12 protein-coding genes are annotated in these 17,473 nt (G+C 66.2%); 9 read left to right on the top strand and 3 right to left on the bottom strand.

Annotation, left to right across the window (positions count from 1 at the left end; all coding sequences use genetic code 11):
* Positions 1–175 precede the first annotated feature (175 nt).
* Positions 176–2,818: an aminopeptidase N gene (pepN, locus tag OSH10_RS13525; RefSeq protein WP_266332310.1), complete on the bottom strand. Its 2,643-nt coding sequence runs from the start codon at positions 2,816–2,818 to the stop codon at positions 176–178.
* 233 nt (positions 2,819–3,051) lie between these two features.
* Between pepN and OSH10_RS13520 the strand changes: the two genes are divergently transcribed.
* From OSH10_RS13520 to OSH10_RS13495, 6 genes are all read left to right on the top strand, one after another.
* Positions 3,052–4,107: a LacI family DNA-binding transcriptional regulator gene (locus OSH10_RS13520; protein ID WP_407660710.1), complete on the top strand. Its 1,056-nt coding sequence runs from the start codon at positions 3,052–3,054 to the stop codon at positions 4,105–4,107.
* Positions 4,108–4,179: 72 nt separating this feature from the next.
* Positions 4,180–5,235 carry a sugar phosphate isomerase/epimerase family protein gene (locus tag OSH10_RS13515; RefSeq protein ID WP_266332306.1) on the top strand — a complete coding sequence of 352 codons (1,056 nt, stop codon included), beginning with the start codon at positions 4,180–4,182 and terminating at the stop codon, positions 5,233–5,235.
* Positions 5,236–5,266: 31 nt separating this feature from the next.
* Entirely contained in the window at positions 5,267–6,445 is a 1,179-nt protein-coding gene (locus tag OSH10_RS13510) for a Gfo/Idh/MocA family protein (protein WP_266332304.1), read from the top strand.
* Positions 6,446–6,468: 23 nt separating this feature from the next.
* Positions 6,469–8,001, top strand: coding sequence for a sugar ABC transporter ATP-binding protein (locus OSH10_RS13505; protein ID WP_266332302.1), 1,533 nt, complete (start codon positions 6,469–6,471; stop codon positions 7,999–8,001).
* Positions 7,998–9,002 carry an ABC transporter permease gene (locus OSH10_RS13500; RefSeq protein ID WP_266332300.1) on the top strand — a complete coding sequence of 335 codons (1,005 nt, stop codon included), beginning with the start codon at positions 7,998–8,000 and terminating at the stop codon, positions 9,000–9,002. Before OSH10_RS13505 ends, OSH10_RS13500 begins: the two co-directional genes overlap by 4 nt.
* 54 nt (positions 9,003–9,056) lie before the next feature.
* Positions 9,057–10,001, top strand: a complete 945-nt coding sequence (locus OSH10_RS13495) for an ABC transporter substrate-binding protein (RefSeq protein WP_266332299.1) — start codon at positions 9,057–9,059, stop codon at positions 9,999–10,001.
* Positions 10,002–10,251: 250 nt separating this feature from the next.
* Here the strand turns inward: OSH10_RS13495 and OSH10_RS13490 are convergent, their stop codons facing one another.
* Together OSH10_RS13490 and OSH10_RS13485 are read right to left on the bottom strand one after the other, a co-directional pair.
* The gene (locus OSH10_RS13490) at positions 10,252–10,704 is read right to left on the bottom strand and encodes an Lrp/AsnC ligand binding domain-containing protein (RefSeq protein ID WP_266332298.1); all 453 of its coding nucleotides are present in this window, start codon (positions 10,702–10,704) and stop codon (positions 10,252–10,254) included.
* A 20-nt stretch (positions 10,705–10,724) separates the two neighbouring features.
* The gene (locus OSH10_RS13485; protein WP_266332297.1) at positions 10,725–11,552 is read right to left on the bottom strand and encodes an alpha/beta fold hydrolase; all 828 of its coding nucleotides are present in this window, start codon (positions 11,550–11,552) and stop codon (positions 10,725–10,727) included.
* A gap of 162 nt (positions 11,553–11,714) precedes the next feature.
* On the opposite strand from OSH10_RS13485, the gene putA reads away from it, so the two are divergent.
* The 3 genes from putA to OSH10_RS13470 all read left to right on the top strand — a co-directional run bounded on the left by putA (position 11,715) and on the right by OSH10_RS13470 (position 17,443).
* Positions 11,715–14,810 carry a bifunctional proline dehydrogenase/L-glutamate gamma-semialdehyde dehydrogenase PutA gene (putA, locus tag OSH10_RS13480; RefSeq protein ID WP_266332295.1) on the top strand — a complete coding sequence of 1,032 codons (3,096 nt, stop codon included), beginning with the start codon at positions 11,715–11,717 and terminating at the stop codon, positions 14,808–14,810.
* 147 nt (positions 14,811–14,957) lie between these two features.
* Positions 14,958–16,760 (top strand): YadA family autotransporter adhesin, encoded by a 1,803-nt coding sequence (locus tag OSH10_RS13475; RefSeq protein WP_266332294.1) that lies wholly within the window; start codon positions 14,958–14,960, stop codon positions 16,758–16,760.
* A 257-nt stretch (positions 16,761–17,017) separates the two neighbouring features.
* Positions 17,018–17,443 carry a hypothetical protein gene (locus OSH10_RS13470; RefSeq protein WP_266332293.1) on the top strand — a complete coding sequence of 142 codons (426 nt, stop codon included), beginning with the start codon at positions 17,018–17,020 and terminating at the stop codon, positions 17,441–17,443.
* Positions 17,444–17,473: the final 30 nt, after the last annotated feature.

Here is a 17,473-nt window from a genome sequence, read left to right as displayed (position 1 = left end):
CGGGTCAGTCCCTTGCCCCGAATCACCCCCATTTGAATCGACGCGAATCACATTGTCCAGAGGTGTGTTAGGGTTTCGTTAAGCATAATTTTCTGGCTCCGGCCTTGGGGAATCCGGGTTCGGCGCACCCGGATTCGTCTGCCGCCGAATGGCGCCGTTTTTGCCTGCGTGACGCTCAGGCAAGCGTCCGCGTGACGATGTCGAGCGTGTCCGGCGAGAGGTCGGGCGCCGCGGCGATCCGGCGCAGCGCCGCCTCGGCGCGGGCCCGGCGAACCGGCTCCAGCGCCCGCCACGAGCGGAAACTGACCAGCAACCTGGCCGTCGTCTGCGGGTTGCGCTTGTCCAGCTCCAGCGCGAAATCGGCGAGGAAATCGTAGCCGGCGCCGTCCACCCGGTTGAACTGCGTCTGGTTTGCGCTTGCGAAGCTGCCGACGAGCGCACGCACCCGGTTGGGGTTGTTCGGCGAGTAGGAGGGATGCTTCAGCAGCGCCTTCACCCGGTCCAGCGTATCCGAGGCCGGCACGGTCGCCTCCAGCGTCAGCCACTTGTCGAGCACGAGCGCGTCGTCCTGGTAGCGCTTGTGGAAGGCGTCGAGGACCGCGCGGCGCTCGGGCAGGGCGGCCTGCGTGATCGCGGAAAGCGCCGCCAGCCGATCCGTCATGTTGTTCGCGGTTTCGAAATGCGCGAGCGCAGCGGCGATCGCCTCGGGCGAACGGCGAGCGAGCAGCAGATCGAGCAGGGTGTTGCGCAGCGCCCGTTTTCCGGCGCTGGCGGCATCCGGGCGGAAGGATTCCGCCCCCGACAGGCTGCCGTAGTGGCGCTCGATCCGGTTGCCGAGACCGGTCGAGATCGCCAGGCGAAGCTCACGCCGCGCCGCCGCAATCGCGTCGGGATCGACATTCTGGCCAAGCTCGCGCGCGATGTCGGCTTCGCTCGGAAGCTGTAGCACCTGGGCGCGGAAGGCCGGCTCCAGCGTCTCGTCGTCCAGCACGCTGCCGAGCGCGTCGATCAGGGCCGGCTCGGCCTTGGCGGGGCGGCCGGCGATCTGTTCGGTCGTGCTGGCGACGAGATTGCGCATGGCCAGCGTCTGGGCCGCCTGCCAGCGGTTGAAGGGGTCGGCATCGGTGCGGACCTGGAACAGCAGGTCCGCGGCCGAGATGTCGATCGCCAGGCGGACGGGCGCGGAGAAGCCACGCAGCAGCGACGGCACCGGGCGCCCGCCGACACCCTCGAACACCAGCGTCTGGCTGGCTTCCGTCAGATGGATGATGTCGCCCTCGACGCGGCCGCCGCTGACCGACGCAAACTCCATGTCCTCGCCATTCGGCCCGATCAGGCCGAAGCGGATCGGCATGTGCATCGGTTGCTTGTCGCTCTGGCCGGGCGTCGCCGGAATGCTCTGGCTCAAGGTCAGGCGGTAAGTACGGTCGGCTTCGTCATAGGCGCCGCGGGCAATGATCTGCGGGGTGCCGGCCTGCGAATACCAGAGCTTGAACTGGGTCAGGTCCGCGCCGGTCGCATCGGCGAAACTCGCCAGGAAATCCTCGATCGTCGCCGCGTCGCCGTCATGCCGCTCGACATAGAGGTCCATGCCGTTCCGGAAGTCGTCGGGGCCAAGGATGCTCTTCAGCATCCGCACCACCTCCGCACCCTTCTCATAGACGGTTGGCGTGTAGAAGTTGCTGATCTCGTGGTAGATTTCGGGCCGGACGGGATGGGCGAGCGGGCCGCCATCCTCCGGGAACTGTCGCGCCTGCAGCGTGCGCACGTCTGCAATCCGCTTGACGGCGCGCGAGCGCATGTCGGACGAGAACTCCTGGTCGCGGAAGACCGTCAGGCCTTCCTTCAGGCAGAGCTGGAACCAGTCGCGGCAGGTGATGCGGTTGCCGGTCCAATTGTGGAAATACTCATGCGCGATGACGCCCTCGACATTGGCGTAGTCGGCATCGGTCGCGGTATCCGGGTCGGCCAGGACGTACTTGTCGTTAAAGACGTTGAGGCCCTTGTTCTCCATCGCGCCCATGTTGAAATCGGACACGGCGACGATGATGAAGATGTCGAGGTCGTATTCGAGGCCGAACACGTCCTCGTCCCACTTCATCGAGCGCTTCAGCGCGTCCATCGCATAGGTGCAGCGCGCTTCCTTGCCATGCTCGCAATAGATGCGCAGCTCGACCTCGCGCCCGGACGAGGTGGTGAAGCTGTCGGTGATGACGCCGAGATCGCCGGCCACCATCGCGAACAGGTAGGACGGCTTGGGGAAGGGGTCGTGCCAGACGGCGAAGTGGCGATCGGTGCCGGGGACGTCGCCGCTCTCGACCGGGTTGCCGTTGGCGAGCAGGATCGGCGCGTCGGATTTCTCTGCTTCGATCCGCGTCGTGTAGACGGCCAGCACGTCCGGGCGATCGAGGAAATAGGTGATGCGGCGGAAGCCCTCGGCCTCGCATTGGGTGCAATAGGTGCCGCTGGTCCGGTAGAGCCCCATCAGCTTGGTATTGGCGGCCGGATCGACCAGGGTCTCGATTTCGAGCGTGAACGGCCGGTTCGGCGCGTCATGCAGCGTCAGCAGGGTCGGGGTGGCCGTATAGCGGCTTTCGGGCAGCGTCGCCCCGTCGAGTTTCAGTCCTTTCAGGACGATCTCGTCGCCCACCAGTTCGAGGCGCCCGTTGCGGGCCTCGTCCGTGTTGGGCCGAAGCGCAATCGTGGCGACCACCCGGGTCGCGGAGGGCGCGAGCTGGAAATCCAGTCCGACCGTATCGATGGTGAAGGCGGGAGCGCGATAGTCTTCGAGCCGGAAAGGCGCGGCTTCGGTCTTCATGAGGCATACTCCCGTCGGTGGTGACCGGCTGTGCGAGGACCGGTTTCACAGGCCTGCAAGATAAGGGCTTCGGCCTGGTGTCGCTATGGCAAAGGCGGAATTCCCCCGAAAGTCCGGATTGTCCCGGCGCCAAGGGTTCGATGCGTCGGGCCTGGGGGCCGCGGCATGCCGCAACGGTTTCCACCGTGTTGCGCGGCGAGGTTTCATCTCTGAGTTGCCTACCTCATTTCCTGATGCTATTTCATCACGAGGGAGGATACCTCGTGGGAAAGACGACGCTGCAAGACGTCGCCCGGGAGGCTGGCGTCAGTCTCGCGACGGTCGATCGCGTGCTGAACGGGAGAGCCGGCGTCCATGCGCGAACGGTCGAGAAGGTGCAGACCGCTGTCGATCGGCTGAATTATCAGCCGGATCGGATGGCGTCGCGCCTCGCGCGCGGCCGTGATTATCGCTTCGAGGTCATCCTGCCGATCGGCGCCAATGAATTCATGCGCATGCTCGAAGCCGAGTTTCGGGCCACGGCCGAGCGCTATGTGCATGAGCGCGTCCTCCTCAACATCACGCTGGTCGACGTGTTCGACGGCGAGGCGCTGGCCGTTGCGCTGGAGAGCCTGCCGGCCGATGTCGACGGCATTGCGGTCGTGGCGCTCGATCATCCGGCCGTTGCCGAGGCGATCAACACCTTGGCCGATCAGGGCATTCCGGTCATCACGCTGGTGTCGGACCTGCCGGGCACCCGGCGCACGCATTTTGTGGGCATCGACAATTCCGCCGCCGGCCGCACCGCCGCCAGCCTGCTCGGCCGCTTTCTCGGCGGGCGCAAGGGCAAGGTCGGCCTGATCGCCGGCTCGCTCGCGCTGCGCGACCATATCGAGCGCCAATACGGCTTCGAGCAGGTCGTCGCGCGCGAATATCCCGATCTGGAAGTGCTGCCGGTTCGCGAGGGCCGCGACGAGGACGATCGCGTGCGCGGCGTCGCCGAGGCACTGCTGGCCGAGCATGACGATCTCGTCGGCATCTACAATGTCGGGGCCGGGTCGACCGGCGTCGTGACCGCGCTGCAGAAGACCGGGCACACCCGCGACATCGTCTTCATCGCGCACGAACTCACCACCATCAATCGCCGCAACCTGATCCGCGGCTCCATCGACGCCGTCATCAACCAGGATCCGGGCCACATGGCCCGCAGCGCCGCGCGCATCCTGCTGGCGATGCGCGAGGATATGGAGATCGTTCCCGGTCAGGAGCGGATCAAGATCGACATTTTCATCCGGGACAATGTGCCGTAGCGGGGCGCTTTCTCTCATTTTTCATCCGCCCCGGGCGCAAGTCCGGGAAGCAGTTTCCGAAGGAGGTTTTCGATGAAGACGATCAAGGGGCCGGCGATCTTCCTGGCGCAGTTCGCGGGCGACGCCGCCCCGTTCAATTCGTTCGACGCGATCTGTGGCTGGGCAGCCTCCCTCGGCTACAAGGGCGTGCAGATCCCGACCTGGGACAGCCGACTGATCGACCTCAACAAGGCATCCGATTCCAAGGACTATTGCGACGAGCTGGTCGGCACCGCCGCCAAGCATGGCCTGGAGATCACGGAACTCGCCTCGCACATCATCGGTCAGCTGGTTGCGGTGCATCCGGTCTATGACGAGCTGATGGACGGCTTTACGATTCCCGCGATGCGCGGCAACCCGAAGGCGCGCCAGGAATGGGCCGTCGACCATCTGAAGCGCTGCGCCCGCGCCTCGAAGAATCTCGGCCTCAAGGCGCATCCGACGTTTTCGGGCGCGCTCGCCTGGCCGTTCCTCTATCCGTTCCCGCAGCGCCCGGCCGGTCTGGTCGAGGAAGCCTTCGCCGAGCTCGGCCGCCGCTGGACGCCGATCCTCGATGTGTTCGAGGAGAACGGCGTCGACGTCGCCTACGAGATCCATCCCGGCGAAGACCTGCATGACGGCATCACCTACGAGATGTTCCTTGCGGAGGTGAAGAACCATCCCCGCGCGAACCTGCTCTACGATCCCTCGCACTTCGTGCTGCAGCAGCTGGATTATCTCGACTACATCGACATCTATCACGAGCGCATCAAGGCGTTTCACGTCAAGGACGCGGAGTTCAACCCGACCGGCCGCCAGGGCGTCTATTCCGGCTATCAGAGCTGGGTCAACCGCGCCGGCCGCTTCCGCTCGCTCGGTGACGGCCAGGTCGATTTCGGCGCGATCTTCTCGAAGCTGACGGCCTATGATTTCGACAGCTGGGCGGTGCTCGAATGGGAATGCGCGCTGAAGCATCCCGAGGACGGCGCGCGCGAGGGTGCCGAGTTCATCAAGCACCACATCATCCGCGTCACCGAGCACGCCTTTGACGACTTTGCCGGTTCCGGCACCGACGAGGCGGCCAACCGCCGCATTCTCGGCATCGCCTGACCCTCGGCAACCACACGGATCGGAGAAAACAATGGCAATCGGAGCCAGCAAGGAAGAAACCGCCGGCCGTCGCATCCGCCTCGGCATGGTCGGCGGCGGGCAGGGCGCGTTCATCGGCGCCGTCCACCGCATCGCGGCGCGCATGGACGACCAGTACGACCTGGTCGCCGGCGCGTTGTCGTCGGATCCGGCCCGCGCCAAGGCGTCGGCCGCCGATCTCGGCATCGCCGAGGATCGCGCCTACACCTCCTATGAGGAGATGGCCAAGGCCGAGGCCGCCCGTCCGGACGGTATCGAGGTCGTGTCGATCGTCACGCCGAACCATGTCCATGCCCCTGCGGCCAAGGCATTCCTGAAGGCCGGCATCCACGTCATCTGCGACAAGCCGATGACGCTGACGGTCGAGGAATCCAAGGAACTCGTCGAACTGGTGAAGTCGTCCGGCAAGATCTTCATGCTGACGCACAACTACACCGGCTATCCCATGATCCGGCAGGCGCGCGCCATGATCGCCAATGGCGATCTCGGTGAGATCCGTCTGGTTCAGGCCGAATATCCGCAGGACTGGCTGACGGAGCGGGCGGAAGCCACCGGCACCAACAAGCAGGCTGAATGGCGCACCGATCCGGCCCGCACGGGCGCCGGCGGCTGCATCGGCGACATCGGCACGCATGCCTACAACCTCGCCTGCTTCGTCACCGGCCTGGAGATCGACCAGGTGCTGGCCCAGCTCTCGACCTTCGTCGAGGGCCGCCAGGTTGACGACGACGTGCAGATCCTTCTGAAGTGGAAGGGCGGCGCCAAGGGCATGCTCTGGGCCAGCCAGGTCGCCGTCGGCAACGAGAACGGCCTGAAGCTCCGCGTCTACGGCACCAAGGGCGGTCTTGAATGGACGCAGGCCGACCCGAACTATCTCTGGTTCACCAAGTTCGGCGAGCCGAAGCAGTTGCTGACGCGCGCCGGCGCCGGCGCCTGGCCTGAAGCGGCCCGCGTCAGCCGCGTGCCGGGCGGCCATCCGGAAGGCTATCTGGAAGGCTTCGCCAATATCTACACCGAAGCGGCCCGGGCCATTCATGCCGCCCGCGACGGCAGCAAGGTCGATCCGGCCGTGACCTATCCGACCGTCGAGGACGGCCTGGTCGGCATGCAGTTCATCGAGGCCGCCGTGGCATCGTCCAAGGCTGGCAACGTCTGGACCAAGGTAGGCTGATGGCGATCGCCGAGGGGAGAGAGATGGGGACGAGTGCGCAGCCGCCTCTCCTGGAGGCGGTAGGGATTTCCAAGTCGTTTGGTCCCGTCGAGGTGCTGGGAGACATCAACCTGGCTCTCGTGCCGGGCGAGGTCCACGCCATCATCGGCGAGAACGGCGCGGGCAAATCCACCCTGATGAAGATCCTCGCCGGCCATCTGATGCCGACGAAGGGGGAACTGCGGATCGACGGGCAGCCGGTCGTCATGACCGGCCCCGTCGATGCCGAGCATCGCGGCATCGTGCTCGTGCACCAGGAAATCCTCCTGGCGCCCGACCTGACGGTCGCGCAGAACATCTATCTCGGCCGCGAGGTCCGCAAGGGCCTGACGCTGGACGACAAGGCGATGAACAAGGGCGCGGCCGAAGCGGTGCGCGCCCTTGGCATCGACATCGATCCGACCACCACCGTCGGCAGGCTTTCGATCGCGCAGCGCCAGCTGGTGCAGATCGCCCGTGCGCTGCTGGTGCCGCATCGCATCGTCATCTTCGACGAGCCGACCGCCTCGCTGACGCTCACCGAGACCGACGCCCTGCTGCGCGTGATCTTGGATATTCGGAAGAAGGGCGCCGCCGTCCTCTACATCTCGCATCGCCTGCCCGAGGTGAAGGAGATCGCCGATCGCGTGACGGTGTTGCGCGACGGCAAGCTGATCACCACGCGCTCGGCCGAGGGGCTGGAGGCGGTCGACATGGCGCGGCTGATGGTCGGCCGCGACGTCGCCAAGCTCTATCCCGACCGGGTCGCCACCCAGGCCGTCGACTATGCGCTCGAAGTGGACGACATGACGGTTCCGGGCTATGCGCAGGACGCCTCGTTCAAGCTGCGCAAGGGCGAGATCCTCGGCTTTGCCGGGCTTGTCGGCGCCGGTCGCACGGAACTTTTGGAAGGCGCGGTCGGCCTGCGTCCGTCGCATGGCAAGGTCAAGCTGAACGGCAGGCCGGTCAATTTCGTCACCGTCCGCGACAGCATGCGCGCCGGCATCGTTTATCTGAGCGAGGACCGGAAGGGCAAAGGCCTGCTGCTGGCCCAGAATCTCGGCATCAACCTGACTCTGGCCGCGCTCGGCCAGTTCGTGCGCGGGCTGCTGATCGACCGCGGCCGGGAGGCCAAGGCGCTCGACAGTTCGATCTCCGAGTTCGACATCCGCACCCGCAACAAGGACCTGCTCGCCGGGCAGCTTTCGGGCGGCAACCAGCAGAAGCTGCTGCTCGCCAAGATGATGCTGCTGAACCCGCAGATCGTCATCATCGACGAGCCAACGCGCGGCATCGACATCGGCACCAAGGAACAGATCTACAAGTTCATCGCCGAACTGGCGGAAAGCGGAAAGTCGGTCATCGTCATCTCGTCCGAGATGCAGGAAGTGATCGGCATCTGCGACCGCATCCTCGTCATGCGCAACGGGCGCATCGTGGGCGAGGTGAGCGGCAACCGCATGACCGAAGACGAGATCGTCGTTCTCGCGACGGGCGTTACATCGAGGGAGGCCGCCTCGATGGCGGAGCAGGCATGACCGACACCACCGCCAACAAGAACCCCGCCCGCCGCTCGCTCGGCGACATCGACCTCCGCGCCGTGGCGCCCTTTGTCGCGCTCGCCGTGCTGCTGGTGCTGGGCGCGCTGGTGAACCCCAACTTCCTCGGGGTCGACAACCTTCTCAACGTGCTGACGCGCAGCGCCTTCATCGCGATCATCGCGGTCGGCGCCACCTTCGTCATCTCGGCCGGCGGACTGGATCTGTCGGTCGGCGCCATGTCGGCCTTCGTCGCGGGCGTGATGATCCTGTTCCTCAATACCGGCGTCGTCTCCGGCGAAATCCCGATGCTGGCGGTTGCCATGCTCCTGGCGATCGGTGTCGGCGCGCTTTGCGGCCTTGCGAACGGCGTGATCACGACACAGGGGCGGATCGAGCCCTTCATCGTGACGCTGGGCACGATGGGGATCTTCCGGGCGCTCACCATCTACCTGGCCGAGGGCGGCTCGATCGCCATGAAGGCGCCGGATCTTCGCGCGGCCTACCGGCCGGTCTATTTCGGCAATGTCTTCGGCGTGCCGATCCCGGTGCTCGTCATCCTGGCCGTCGCGCTGGTCGGCGCGTTCCTGCTGTATCGGACTGCCTTCGGACGCCATGTCATCGCCGTCGGGTCCAACGAGGACGTGGCGCGCTACTCGGGCATTCCGGTCAACCGGGTCCGGACGCTGACCTATGTCATCCAGGGTGTCTGTGTCGCCATCGCGGTTCTCGTCTACGTGCCGCGCCTGGGAGCCGCCACGCCGACGACCGGCCTGCTGTGGGAATTGCAGGCCATCACCGCGGTGGTCATCGGCGGCACGGCCCTCAAGGGCGGCGTCGGCCGGATCTGGGGCACCATATGCGGCGCCCTCATTCTCGAAGTGGTCGGCAACATCATGGTGCTGTCCAACTTCGTCAGCGAATACCTCATCGGAGCCGTACAGGGCGCCATCATCATCATTGCGATGCTGGTCCAGCGCTCGCTCGTCCGGCGGCGATGAGGGGAAGAGCGGAGATCAACTCCGCATTGCATTGGGCTAATTTGGGAGAGAGAAATGCGGAAGTTTCTACTTGGATCGGTCGCGGCGGGCCTGATGCTCGTCGCCGGCGTCGCACAGGCGCAGGAAACCAAGACGATCGCCGTTTCCATTCCGGCGGCTGACCATGGCTGGACGGGCGGCGTCGTCTACCACGCCCAGGAACAGGCCAAGCGCCTCGAGGCCCGCTATCCCGGCCTCAAGGTCATCGTCAAGACGTCGCCGGATGGCGCGTCGCAGGCGAATGCCCTGGAAGACCTGACCACCCAGGGCATCGACGCCCTGGTCACGCTGCCGCACAATTCCGATGAGCTGACCGACCCGATCCGTCAGGTCAAGGAAAAGGGCGTCTTCATCACCGTCGTCGACCGCGCGCTCACCGACAACGCCGTGGCCGACCTCTACGTCGCCGGCAACAATCCGGCTCTCGGCCGCGTCGCCGGCGAGTACATCAAGGAAAAGCTGAACGGCAAGGGTAACGTCGTCGTCATCCGCGGCCTGCCGATCGTCATCGACGAAGAGCGCAACAAGGGCTTCGACGAGGGCATCGCCGGCAGCGACATTAAGGTTCTCGATCGCCAGTTCGGCAATTGGAGCCGCGATGACGCGTTCAAGGTAATGCAGGACTACCTGTCCAAGTATCCGCAGATCGACGCGGTCTGGACCCAGGACGACGACATGGCCGTCGGCGTGCTCGAGGCCATCAAGCAGGCCAACCGCGAGGACATCCAGTTCGTCGTCGCCGGCGCTGGCATGAAGGACATGATCAAGAAGGTCATGGACGGCGACAAGATGATCCCGGTCGACATCCTGTATCCGCCGGCGATGGTCGCCGTCGCGATGGATCTGACGGCTGCCGGTCTCTACGACCACCTGCCGGTCCGTGGCAGCTACATCCTCGACGCCACGCTGGTGACGAAGGACAACGCCAAGGACTTCTACTACCCCGACTCGCCGTTCTAATCGGCCCGTCTGAACGTCCTGACCCTCTCCCGCCGCGCGCGGGGGAGGGTTTTTTGTTTGGGGGGGGACGATGCGTTGGGCGCGGGCCGGTCCCCCAGCTCGCTGTCATCCCGGGCTTGACCCGGGATCCATTCAGCCGGGATGGCAGGATCGGAAACGCCGGAAACCTCGGCCGCGTGGATCCCGGTTCGCGGGGTAGAGGAGGAATGACGCCGGAGGCTCGTCTGTTGATACCGTGGCCCCCAGCGCCCTATAGCGGCAGCAGATCCGTGTTCTTGACCTCTTCCATCACGGCGTAGGTGTGGGTTTCGCGCACGCCGGGCAGCGACAGCAGGCTGTCCGACAGGAAGGCGCGATAGGCGTTCATGTCGCTGACGCGGGCCTTGATCAGATAATCGAACCCGCCGGCCACCATGTGGCACTCCATCACCTCGGAGGCGCGGCGCACGGCGATCGCGAAATGCTCGAATACATCCGGTGTCGTCCTGTCGAGCTTGACCTCGACGAAGACCAGCAACCCGAGATCGAGCTTTTCCGCCGAAAGCCGGGCGTGATAGCCCTCGATATAGCCCTCTCGCGTCAGGCGCCTGACCCGGTCGGCCGTCGCGGTCGGCGACAGGTTGACCCTCGCCGCCAGATCCAGCGTCGTGATGCGGCCATCGGCCTGGAGCGCCTTCAGGATGGCGCGGTCGGTGCGGTCCATGTCGGTTCGACTTCTCTGGATCAGGTGGGAGAATGGTGGCGGCGCAGGTCGAGGCTGGCGAGGAAGGCGAGCATCGCCTCGTTGAACAGGCGCGGCCGCTGCAGTGGTGCGAAATGGCTGACGCCGTCGAGCAGCGTCAGCGTCGCGCCGGGAATGCTTCGGACCAGATAGCGAGCGTGCTCGGCATGGATGAACTCGTCGCTCTTGCTCTGGACGATCGCCACCGGCACCGTGATCCCGGCCAGGTCGGCCACCGAATAGTCCGGCTGCGTCTGCTGCATCAACGACACGGCCGCGGAAAACGAACCAAAATCGTCCGGCGTCGGGGAGAGAGCCGCATAATCCTTCACATGGCGCGCGAAGCAGTGGTCGATGACGGAGCTCGGCACGAAGGGCTTGGCGCCGCTCGGGTCCATGTTGCAGGCGAAGAAGAACACGCCTGTGACGCGTTCGGGATGGCGGCGGGCCAGCACCAGACCGGTGCAGGCGCCGTCGCTCCAGCCGATGATCGCGGCGGTGGCGATCTGCAGATGATCCAGCACGGCCAGCACGTCGGATGACATCAACCCATAGGAGAAGGGTTGTGCGTCCCGGCTGCTGCGGCCATGGCCCCGGCTGTCCATGACGATCGCGCGGAAGCCTGCCGCCACGAGCACCGGTACCTGATGGCCCCAATTGCCGGCATTGCCGAGACCGCCATGCAGCAGGACGACCGCCGGTCCGGTCCCGAAGCTGGCGGCCCAGATGCGGGCGCCGTTGGTCTCCACTGTGAAGTTCTCACTGGCGGCGGGCAGGGGCGGCGCGCCGTTCTCGTCGAACTGGCGGAGATCATCGTCGCTGAAGTCCACGGTATGTCGCTCTCCGGCTTCGAAGGTAGATCCGTGGACGGTAGAGACATTCGCGGAAAAATGCCAATCGACCGTGAATCTCACGGATTGAACTGGCATCAAACCCCAAAGCCTCGACGGAATAGGCGATATGCTGCGGACTTCGCAATCCGGAGTGCCCGCATGCCGACCGCCGCCATCGAACCCTTTCGTGCTCCCTACGCCGGCGACGATGCCACGCTGATGCGCCAGGCGATCCGCGGCGCGATGCTGGATGCGAGCGCCGAAGCGCGCACGGATCGCCGCGCCACAGCCTTCATCGAGGCGATCCGCGGCCAGTCCGGCGCGGTCGGCGGCATCGAGGACTTCTTGCGGGAGTTCGGGCTTTCGACGCGCGAAGGGCTGGCGCTGATGGTGCTGGCCGAGGCGCTGCTGCGCGTGCCGGATTCGGCGACGCAGGACCGGCTGATCGAGGACAAGCTCGGTGGCGCCGATTGGAGCGAGCATAGCGGCCGGGCGGAAGGCTGGTTCGTCTCGGCCTCGACCTGGGCGCTGGGGCTCTCGGCGCGCATCGTGACGCCGACCGACAGCGCCGACGGCATCATCGCCGGCCTGGTGAAGCGCGTCGGTACCCCGACCGTTCGCACGGCGACGCGCCAGGCGATGCGCTTCCTCGGCTACCATTTCGTACTGGGCCAGACCATCCAGGACGGTCTGAAGCGCGCCAGGACGCTGGAAAAGCAGGGCTTTCGCTACTCCTACGACATGCTGGGCGAGGGCGCCCGCACCGCAGAGGACGCGCAGCGCTACTTCGACAGCTACGCCATGGCGATCGACGCCATCGGCAAGGCCGCCGGCAAGAAGGCGCTGCCGGACCGGCCGGGTATCTCGGTCAAGCTCTCGGCACTGCATCCCCGCTTCGAGGCGGTCAACCACGCGCGGGTGATGGCCGAGCTGGTGCCGCAACTGATCAAACTGGCGGCGCAGGCCAAGAGCTATGACCTGAACTTCACCGTCGATGCCGAAGAGGCCGACCGGCTGGAACTGTCGCTCGACGTGATCGCGGCGGCGTTCGCCGATCCGTCGCTTGCCGGCTGGGACGGCTTCGGCCTCGCCATCCAGGCCTATCAGAAGCGCGCCGGGGCGGTGATTGACTGGGTTGGCGAACTCGCCTCGAGGCTGGATCGCAGGATGATGGTCCGCCTGGTCAAGGGCGCCTATTGGGACACCGAGGTGAAGCGGGCGCAGGAGCGCGGCCTCGACGGCTATCCGGTATTCACCCGCAAGGCAGCGACCGACCAGAACTATCTCTTCTGCGCGCGGAAGCTGCTCGACCTGCGGCCGCGCATCTTTCCGCAATTCGCCACCCACAATGCGCTGACCGTTGCCACCATCCTGGAAATGGCCGGCGAAGCGACCGGCTTCGAGCTGCAGCGCCTGCATGGCATGGGCGAGGCGCTGCACAAGGCGGTGCATGACAGCGTGCCAACGGTCTCGACCCGCATCTATGCGCCGGTCGGCGGCCATCGCGATCTCCTCGCCTATCTGGTCCGCCGATTGCTCGAAAATGGCGCGAACTCGTCGTTTGTCGCCGTGGTCGGCGACCGTTCGGTTCCGATCGCCAGCCTGCTGGTCCGACCCGACACGACGCTGGAGGGCGGCGCCCGGGCCCGTCATCGTCACCTGCCGCTGCCGGCCGATCTCTATGGAGAGGTCCGCAAGAACTCGGCCGGCCTCGAATTCGGTTCCGAAGCCGTGCTCGGCGCGCTGCTCGACGGCATGAAGGCGCATGACGGCACGGCGCTGGTGGCCAAGCCGATCGTCGCCGTTGCCATCGACGACGCGAAGCCGACGCCGGTCCTGAGCCCGATCGACGGCCGGACGGTGGTCGGTTCGGTTGCCTCCCTCTCCGTCGATGCCGTCGACAATGTCATGAAAGCGGGGCAGGCGGCGTTTCGCGGCTGGTCGGCGACGCCGGCCGAGGATCGCGCCCAAATGCTCGACAAAATGGCGGATTTGCTGGAACAGAACCGTGAGCGGCTGATGAGCCTGCTCGCCCACGAGGCGGGCAAGACGCTGGCCGATGGGCTTTCGGAGGTGCGCGAGGCGACGGATTTCTGCCGTTACTACGCCGCCGAGGCGCGCCGTCACTTTGCCGCGCCGATCCGGATGCCGGGCCCGACCGGCGAGCGCAACGAGCTTCAATATCGTGGCCGGGGCGTCTTTGTCGCGATCTCGCCCTGGAACTTCCCTCTGGCGATCTTCCTCGGCCAGGTGACGGCGGCGCTGGCCGCGGGCAACACGGTCGTGGCGAAGCCAGCCGAGCAAACGCCGATCATCGCCTTCGAGGCGGTACGGCTGCTGCACCAGGCCGGCGTGCCGGTTGGCGCATGCCAATTGGCGACCGGCGACGGCAAGATCGGCGCCGCTCTTGTTAGCCATCCGTTAACCGCGGGTGTCGCTTTCACCGGCTCGACCGAGACGGCGTGGTCAATCAACCGCGCGCTGGCCGCGAAGGACGGGCCGATCGTCCCGCTGATCGCCGAAACGGGGGGCCTGAACGCCATGATCGTCGATGCGACGGCGCTGCCGGAGCAGGTGACGGACGATGTCGTCGCCTCGGCCTTCCGCTCGGCCGGCCAGCGCTGCTCGGCGCTGCGCATCCTCTATCTGCAGGAGGATGTCGCCGACCGGATGCTGGAGATGATCGAGGGCGCAGCGGCGGAACTCACCGTCGGCGATCCGCGCCAGCCCGCGACCGACCTCGGGCCCGTGATCGATTCCGAGGCCAAGGCCAATCTCGACCGCCACATCGCCTTGATGCGGAAGAGCGAGACCGTGCGCTTCGAGGGCAGGGCGCCGAACGCCGGCAGCTATGTCGCGCCCGTGATCATCGAGCTCCGCGAGGCCCGTACGCTCGACCGCGAGGTGTTCGGGCCGATCCTGCATGTCGTGCGCTGGAGGGCGGGCGATCTGGACAGGGTGATCGAACAGGTCGCCGCGACCGGCTATGGCCTGACGCTCGGCATCCACAGCCGCATCGACGAGACGGTCGAGGCGATCGTCGCGAAGCTCGCGGTCGGCAATGTCTATGTGAACCGCAATGTCATTGGCGCCGTGGTCGGCACGCAGCCCTTCGGCGGCTCCGGCCTCTCCGGCACCGGCCCGAAGGCCGGGGGCCCGAACTACCTCCTTCGTTTCGCCGAGGAGCAGGTCATCTCGGTCAATACGGCGGCGGCGGGCGGCAATGCCTCGTTGATGGCGATGGGCGACGGCTAACCGGCGAGGATCCCTATTTCCTGTGTCAAATGAGCGTCAAGCCACGAAATTGTTGCGGAATTCTTAATATCCGTCTTGTCATGTGCGGGGCGCGTTTGCAATCCTGCCGCGAGTGACTTTGCGTCATCGCATGTTCAGGGGAGCAACATGAAGAAAACGGGCAAGGGGGCGGCCGTCCGGGCGCGCCTGCTGTCGACGACACTGATTCTGGCGGGTTGTTCGCTGCCGTTCTCGGCGGCACAGGCGTTCCAGGCCGGGACGGGCAATGACGGCAATGCGGGCAATTCGAGCAGCATCGCCATTTCCGGGGTCGGGGATCCCGCCGCCACCAACAACACGAGTTATTCGATCGCCATAGGCGGCCAGACCACGATCGCCGCCGGCGCGAATTTCTCGAACGTCCTCGGCTTTGGCAGCACGATCGGTGCGGATTCCTCGGCATCGACGGTTGTCGGCACCCAGTCGTCGATCGGGACGAACTCCAATAGCGCCAATGTCTTCGGTCGTTCTTCGACCATCGGCGACAACTCCAACGATTCGACCGTCGTCGGTACGGGTTCGAGCGTCGGCGATAGTTCGGTTGGCGCGCTGGCGTCGGGACGCAACGCAGCGGTCGGCGACAACTCCTCCTCCGCGACGGCGGTGGGCTATGGCGCGACGGTGGGCAATCTGTCCAACAGCGCCTCCGCGATCGGTGCCGGCGCATCAGTTGGGGACGGATCCGCGGCCGCGAGCGCCATCGGCGTGGGCGCCACGGTCGGCGACGGGGCGCAGTCGGCCAATGCGATCGGGCGCAGCGCCAGCGTGGGCGACAATGCGACGGATTCCACCGCGATCGGCACGCTTGCCAGCGTCGGCGCCGGTTCGGAGCGCGCTTTGGCCTCTGGCCACAATGCCTCGGTCGGCGAGGATTCCAGCGATGCGTCGGCCGTCGGCGCAGGCGCATCGGTCGGCGAAAACTCAGGCGCGGCCCAGGCTGTGGGAGCCGGCGCGACGGTTGGCGACGGCTCCGGCGCATCCAGCGCGGTAGGCGTTCAGGCCTCCGTCGGCAACGGCTCCGAGAGCGCCAACGCCATCGGCCGCAGCGCCAGCGTCGGTGACGATGCGACGGATTCGACGGCGGTTGGCACGCTGGCGAGCGTCGGCAATGAATCCGAGCGCGCCCTTGCTTCCGGCCACAACGCCTCGGTCGGCGAGGGCTCCAGCGACGCCTCGGCCGTTGGATCCTCGGCCTCGGTCGGCGACAATTCGTCCTACTCCAACGCCTATGGCGCTTCGGCGAGTGTCGCCGGCAACACGCAATACTCGAATGCCTTCGGTTTCGGGGCGAGCGTCGGCGCCAGCGCCAACTATTCCAATGCGTTCGGATATCAGGCAACCGTCGGGGCGGGCGCGAGCAACGCCGTGGCCTATGGCTCGGGCGCGACGGTCGGGGCTGGCGCCAGCGGCGCGGTCGCGATGGGCTATGGATCGAATGTCAGCACGGCCGGTTCGGTGGCGGTCGGTGCCGGCGCCACGGTCACGGGCCAGAACTCCGTGGCGATCGGCCAGGGCTCTGTCGCCAGCCAGAACAACACCGTCTCGGTGGGCGATGTCGGAGCCGAGCGTCGCATCACCAATGTCGCGGCCGGCATCGCGCCGACCGATGCGGTCAATGTCAGCCAGTTGAACCAGGCTTATGGCGATCTGTCGAACCAGATCGGCTCGGTCCAGAACGAGGCCCGGCGCGGCATTGCCGCCGCGGTGGCGCTCAGCAGTCCGCTGATGCCTTCGGCGCCCGGCAAGACCACCGTCAATGGCAGCGTCGGCATGTTCAAGAGCGAGGTCGGCTTCGGCGTCAGTCTGGCGCACCGCCTCGATTTCTCGACGCCGGTCATGGTTCATGCCGGCTACAGCAATGGCGGCGGCGATGCCCATGTTGCCAGGCTGGGCCTAGCCTTCGAGTTCTAGCCCTTCCCGGCTAACCGGATCCGGGTCGTCTCGTGAGACGGCGATCGGATAAAAGAAACGGAGCCTGTCAGCGCCTCTCGGGAGCGCTGGCAGGCTCGAGTCTTTCCAGCGAGACCCAGCGGCGCGAATCGTGGCGGGCGCGCGTGGAGAAGACACGGTACAATCCCGGCCAGGCGAAGGCCCCCTGGCCTGAAGCGATCGGCCCCCTGGCCCCTGGGCGACGAGCCCCTTGCGACCCATCTTGGAGGAGTGATTCGATGCGACTGAGGAATCTGTCCGGCGGGGCGTGTGCGGGGCTGCTGGCGGCATGGTTTCTGACCGGAAGCGCCGCGGCGCAGCAGGCCCAGCCGCCGGCGGCGCAACAGCAGCAGGGGCCGCGTTGGGACAGCCTGCCGCTGATGAAACTGGAGGCCTTCTATCGCGGCCCGCTGATGGACACGGTGATCCAGCGCTGGCGAGATCCTGTCGATGGGTCGATCTGCTATCTCTACATGCCGATTTCGGCCGAGCACGCGCAGACGCCGAATTCGCCGTATGTTCAGTATGGCGCGAACCAGATCGGCTCGATCAGCTGTTTCGCGCAACCAGTGGCGGCTCCAGCCGTTGCATCAGCGCCGGTCCAGACCCGGAATTCGAAACCCAAGGCCCCTGTGCCGAAGCCGCGGGATGTGCCCGCGCAGTAGGGGCGGCAACCGCCGCGCGTTGTGCACCGC

Origin of the sequence: Kaistia defluvii, from assembly GCF_026343955.1 — a bacterium.
GTDB lineage: Bacteria > Pseudomonadota > Alphaproteobacteria > Rhizobiales > Kaistiaceae > Kaistia > Kaistia defluvii.
Note: the sequence above shows the minus strand (reverse complement) of the source record. Positions and strands in the feature narration are given on the sequence as shown.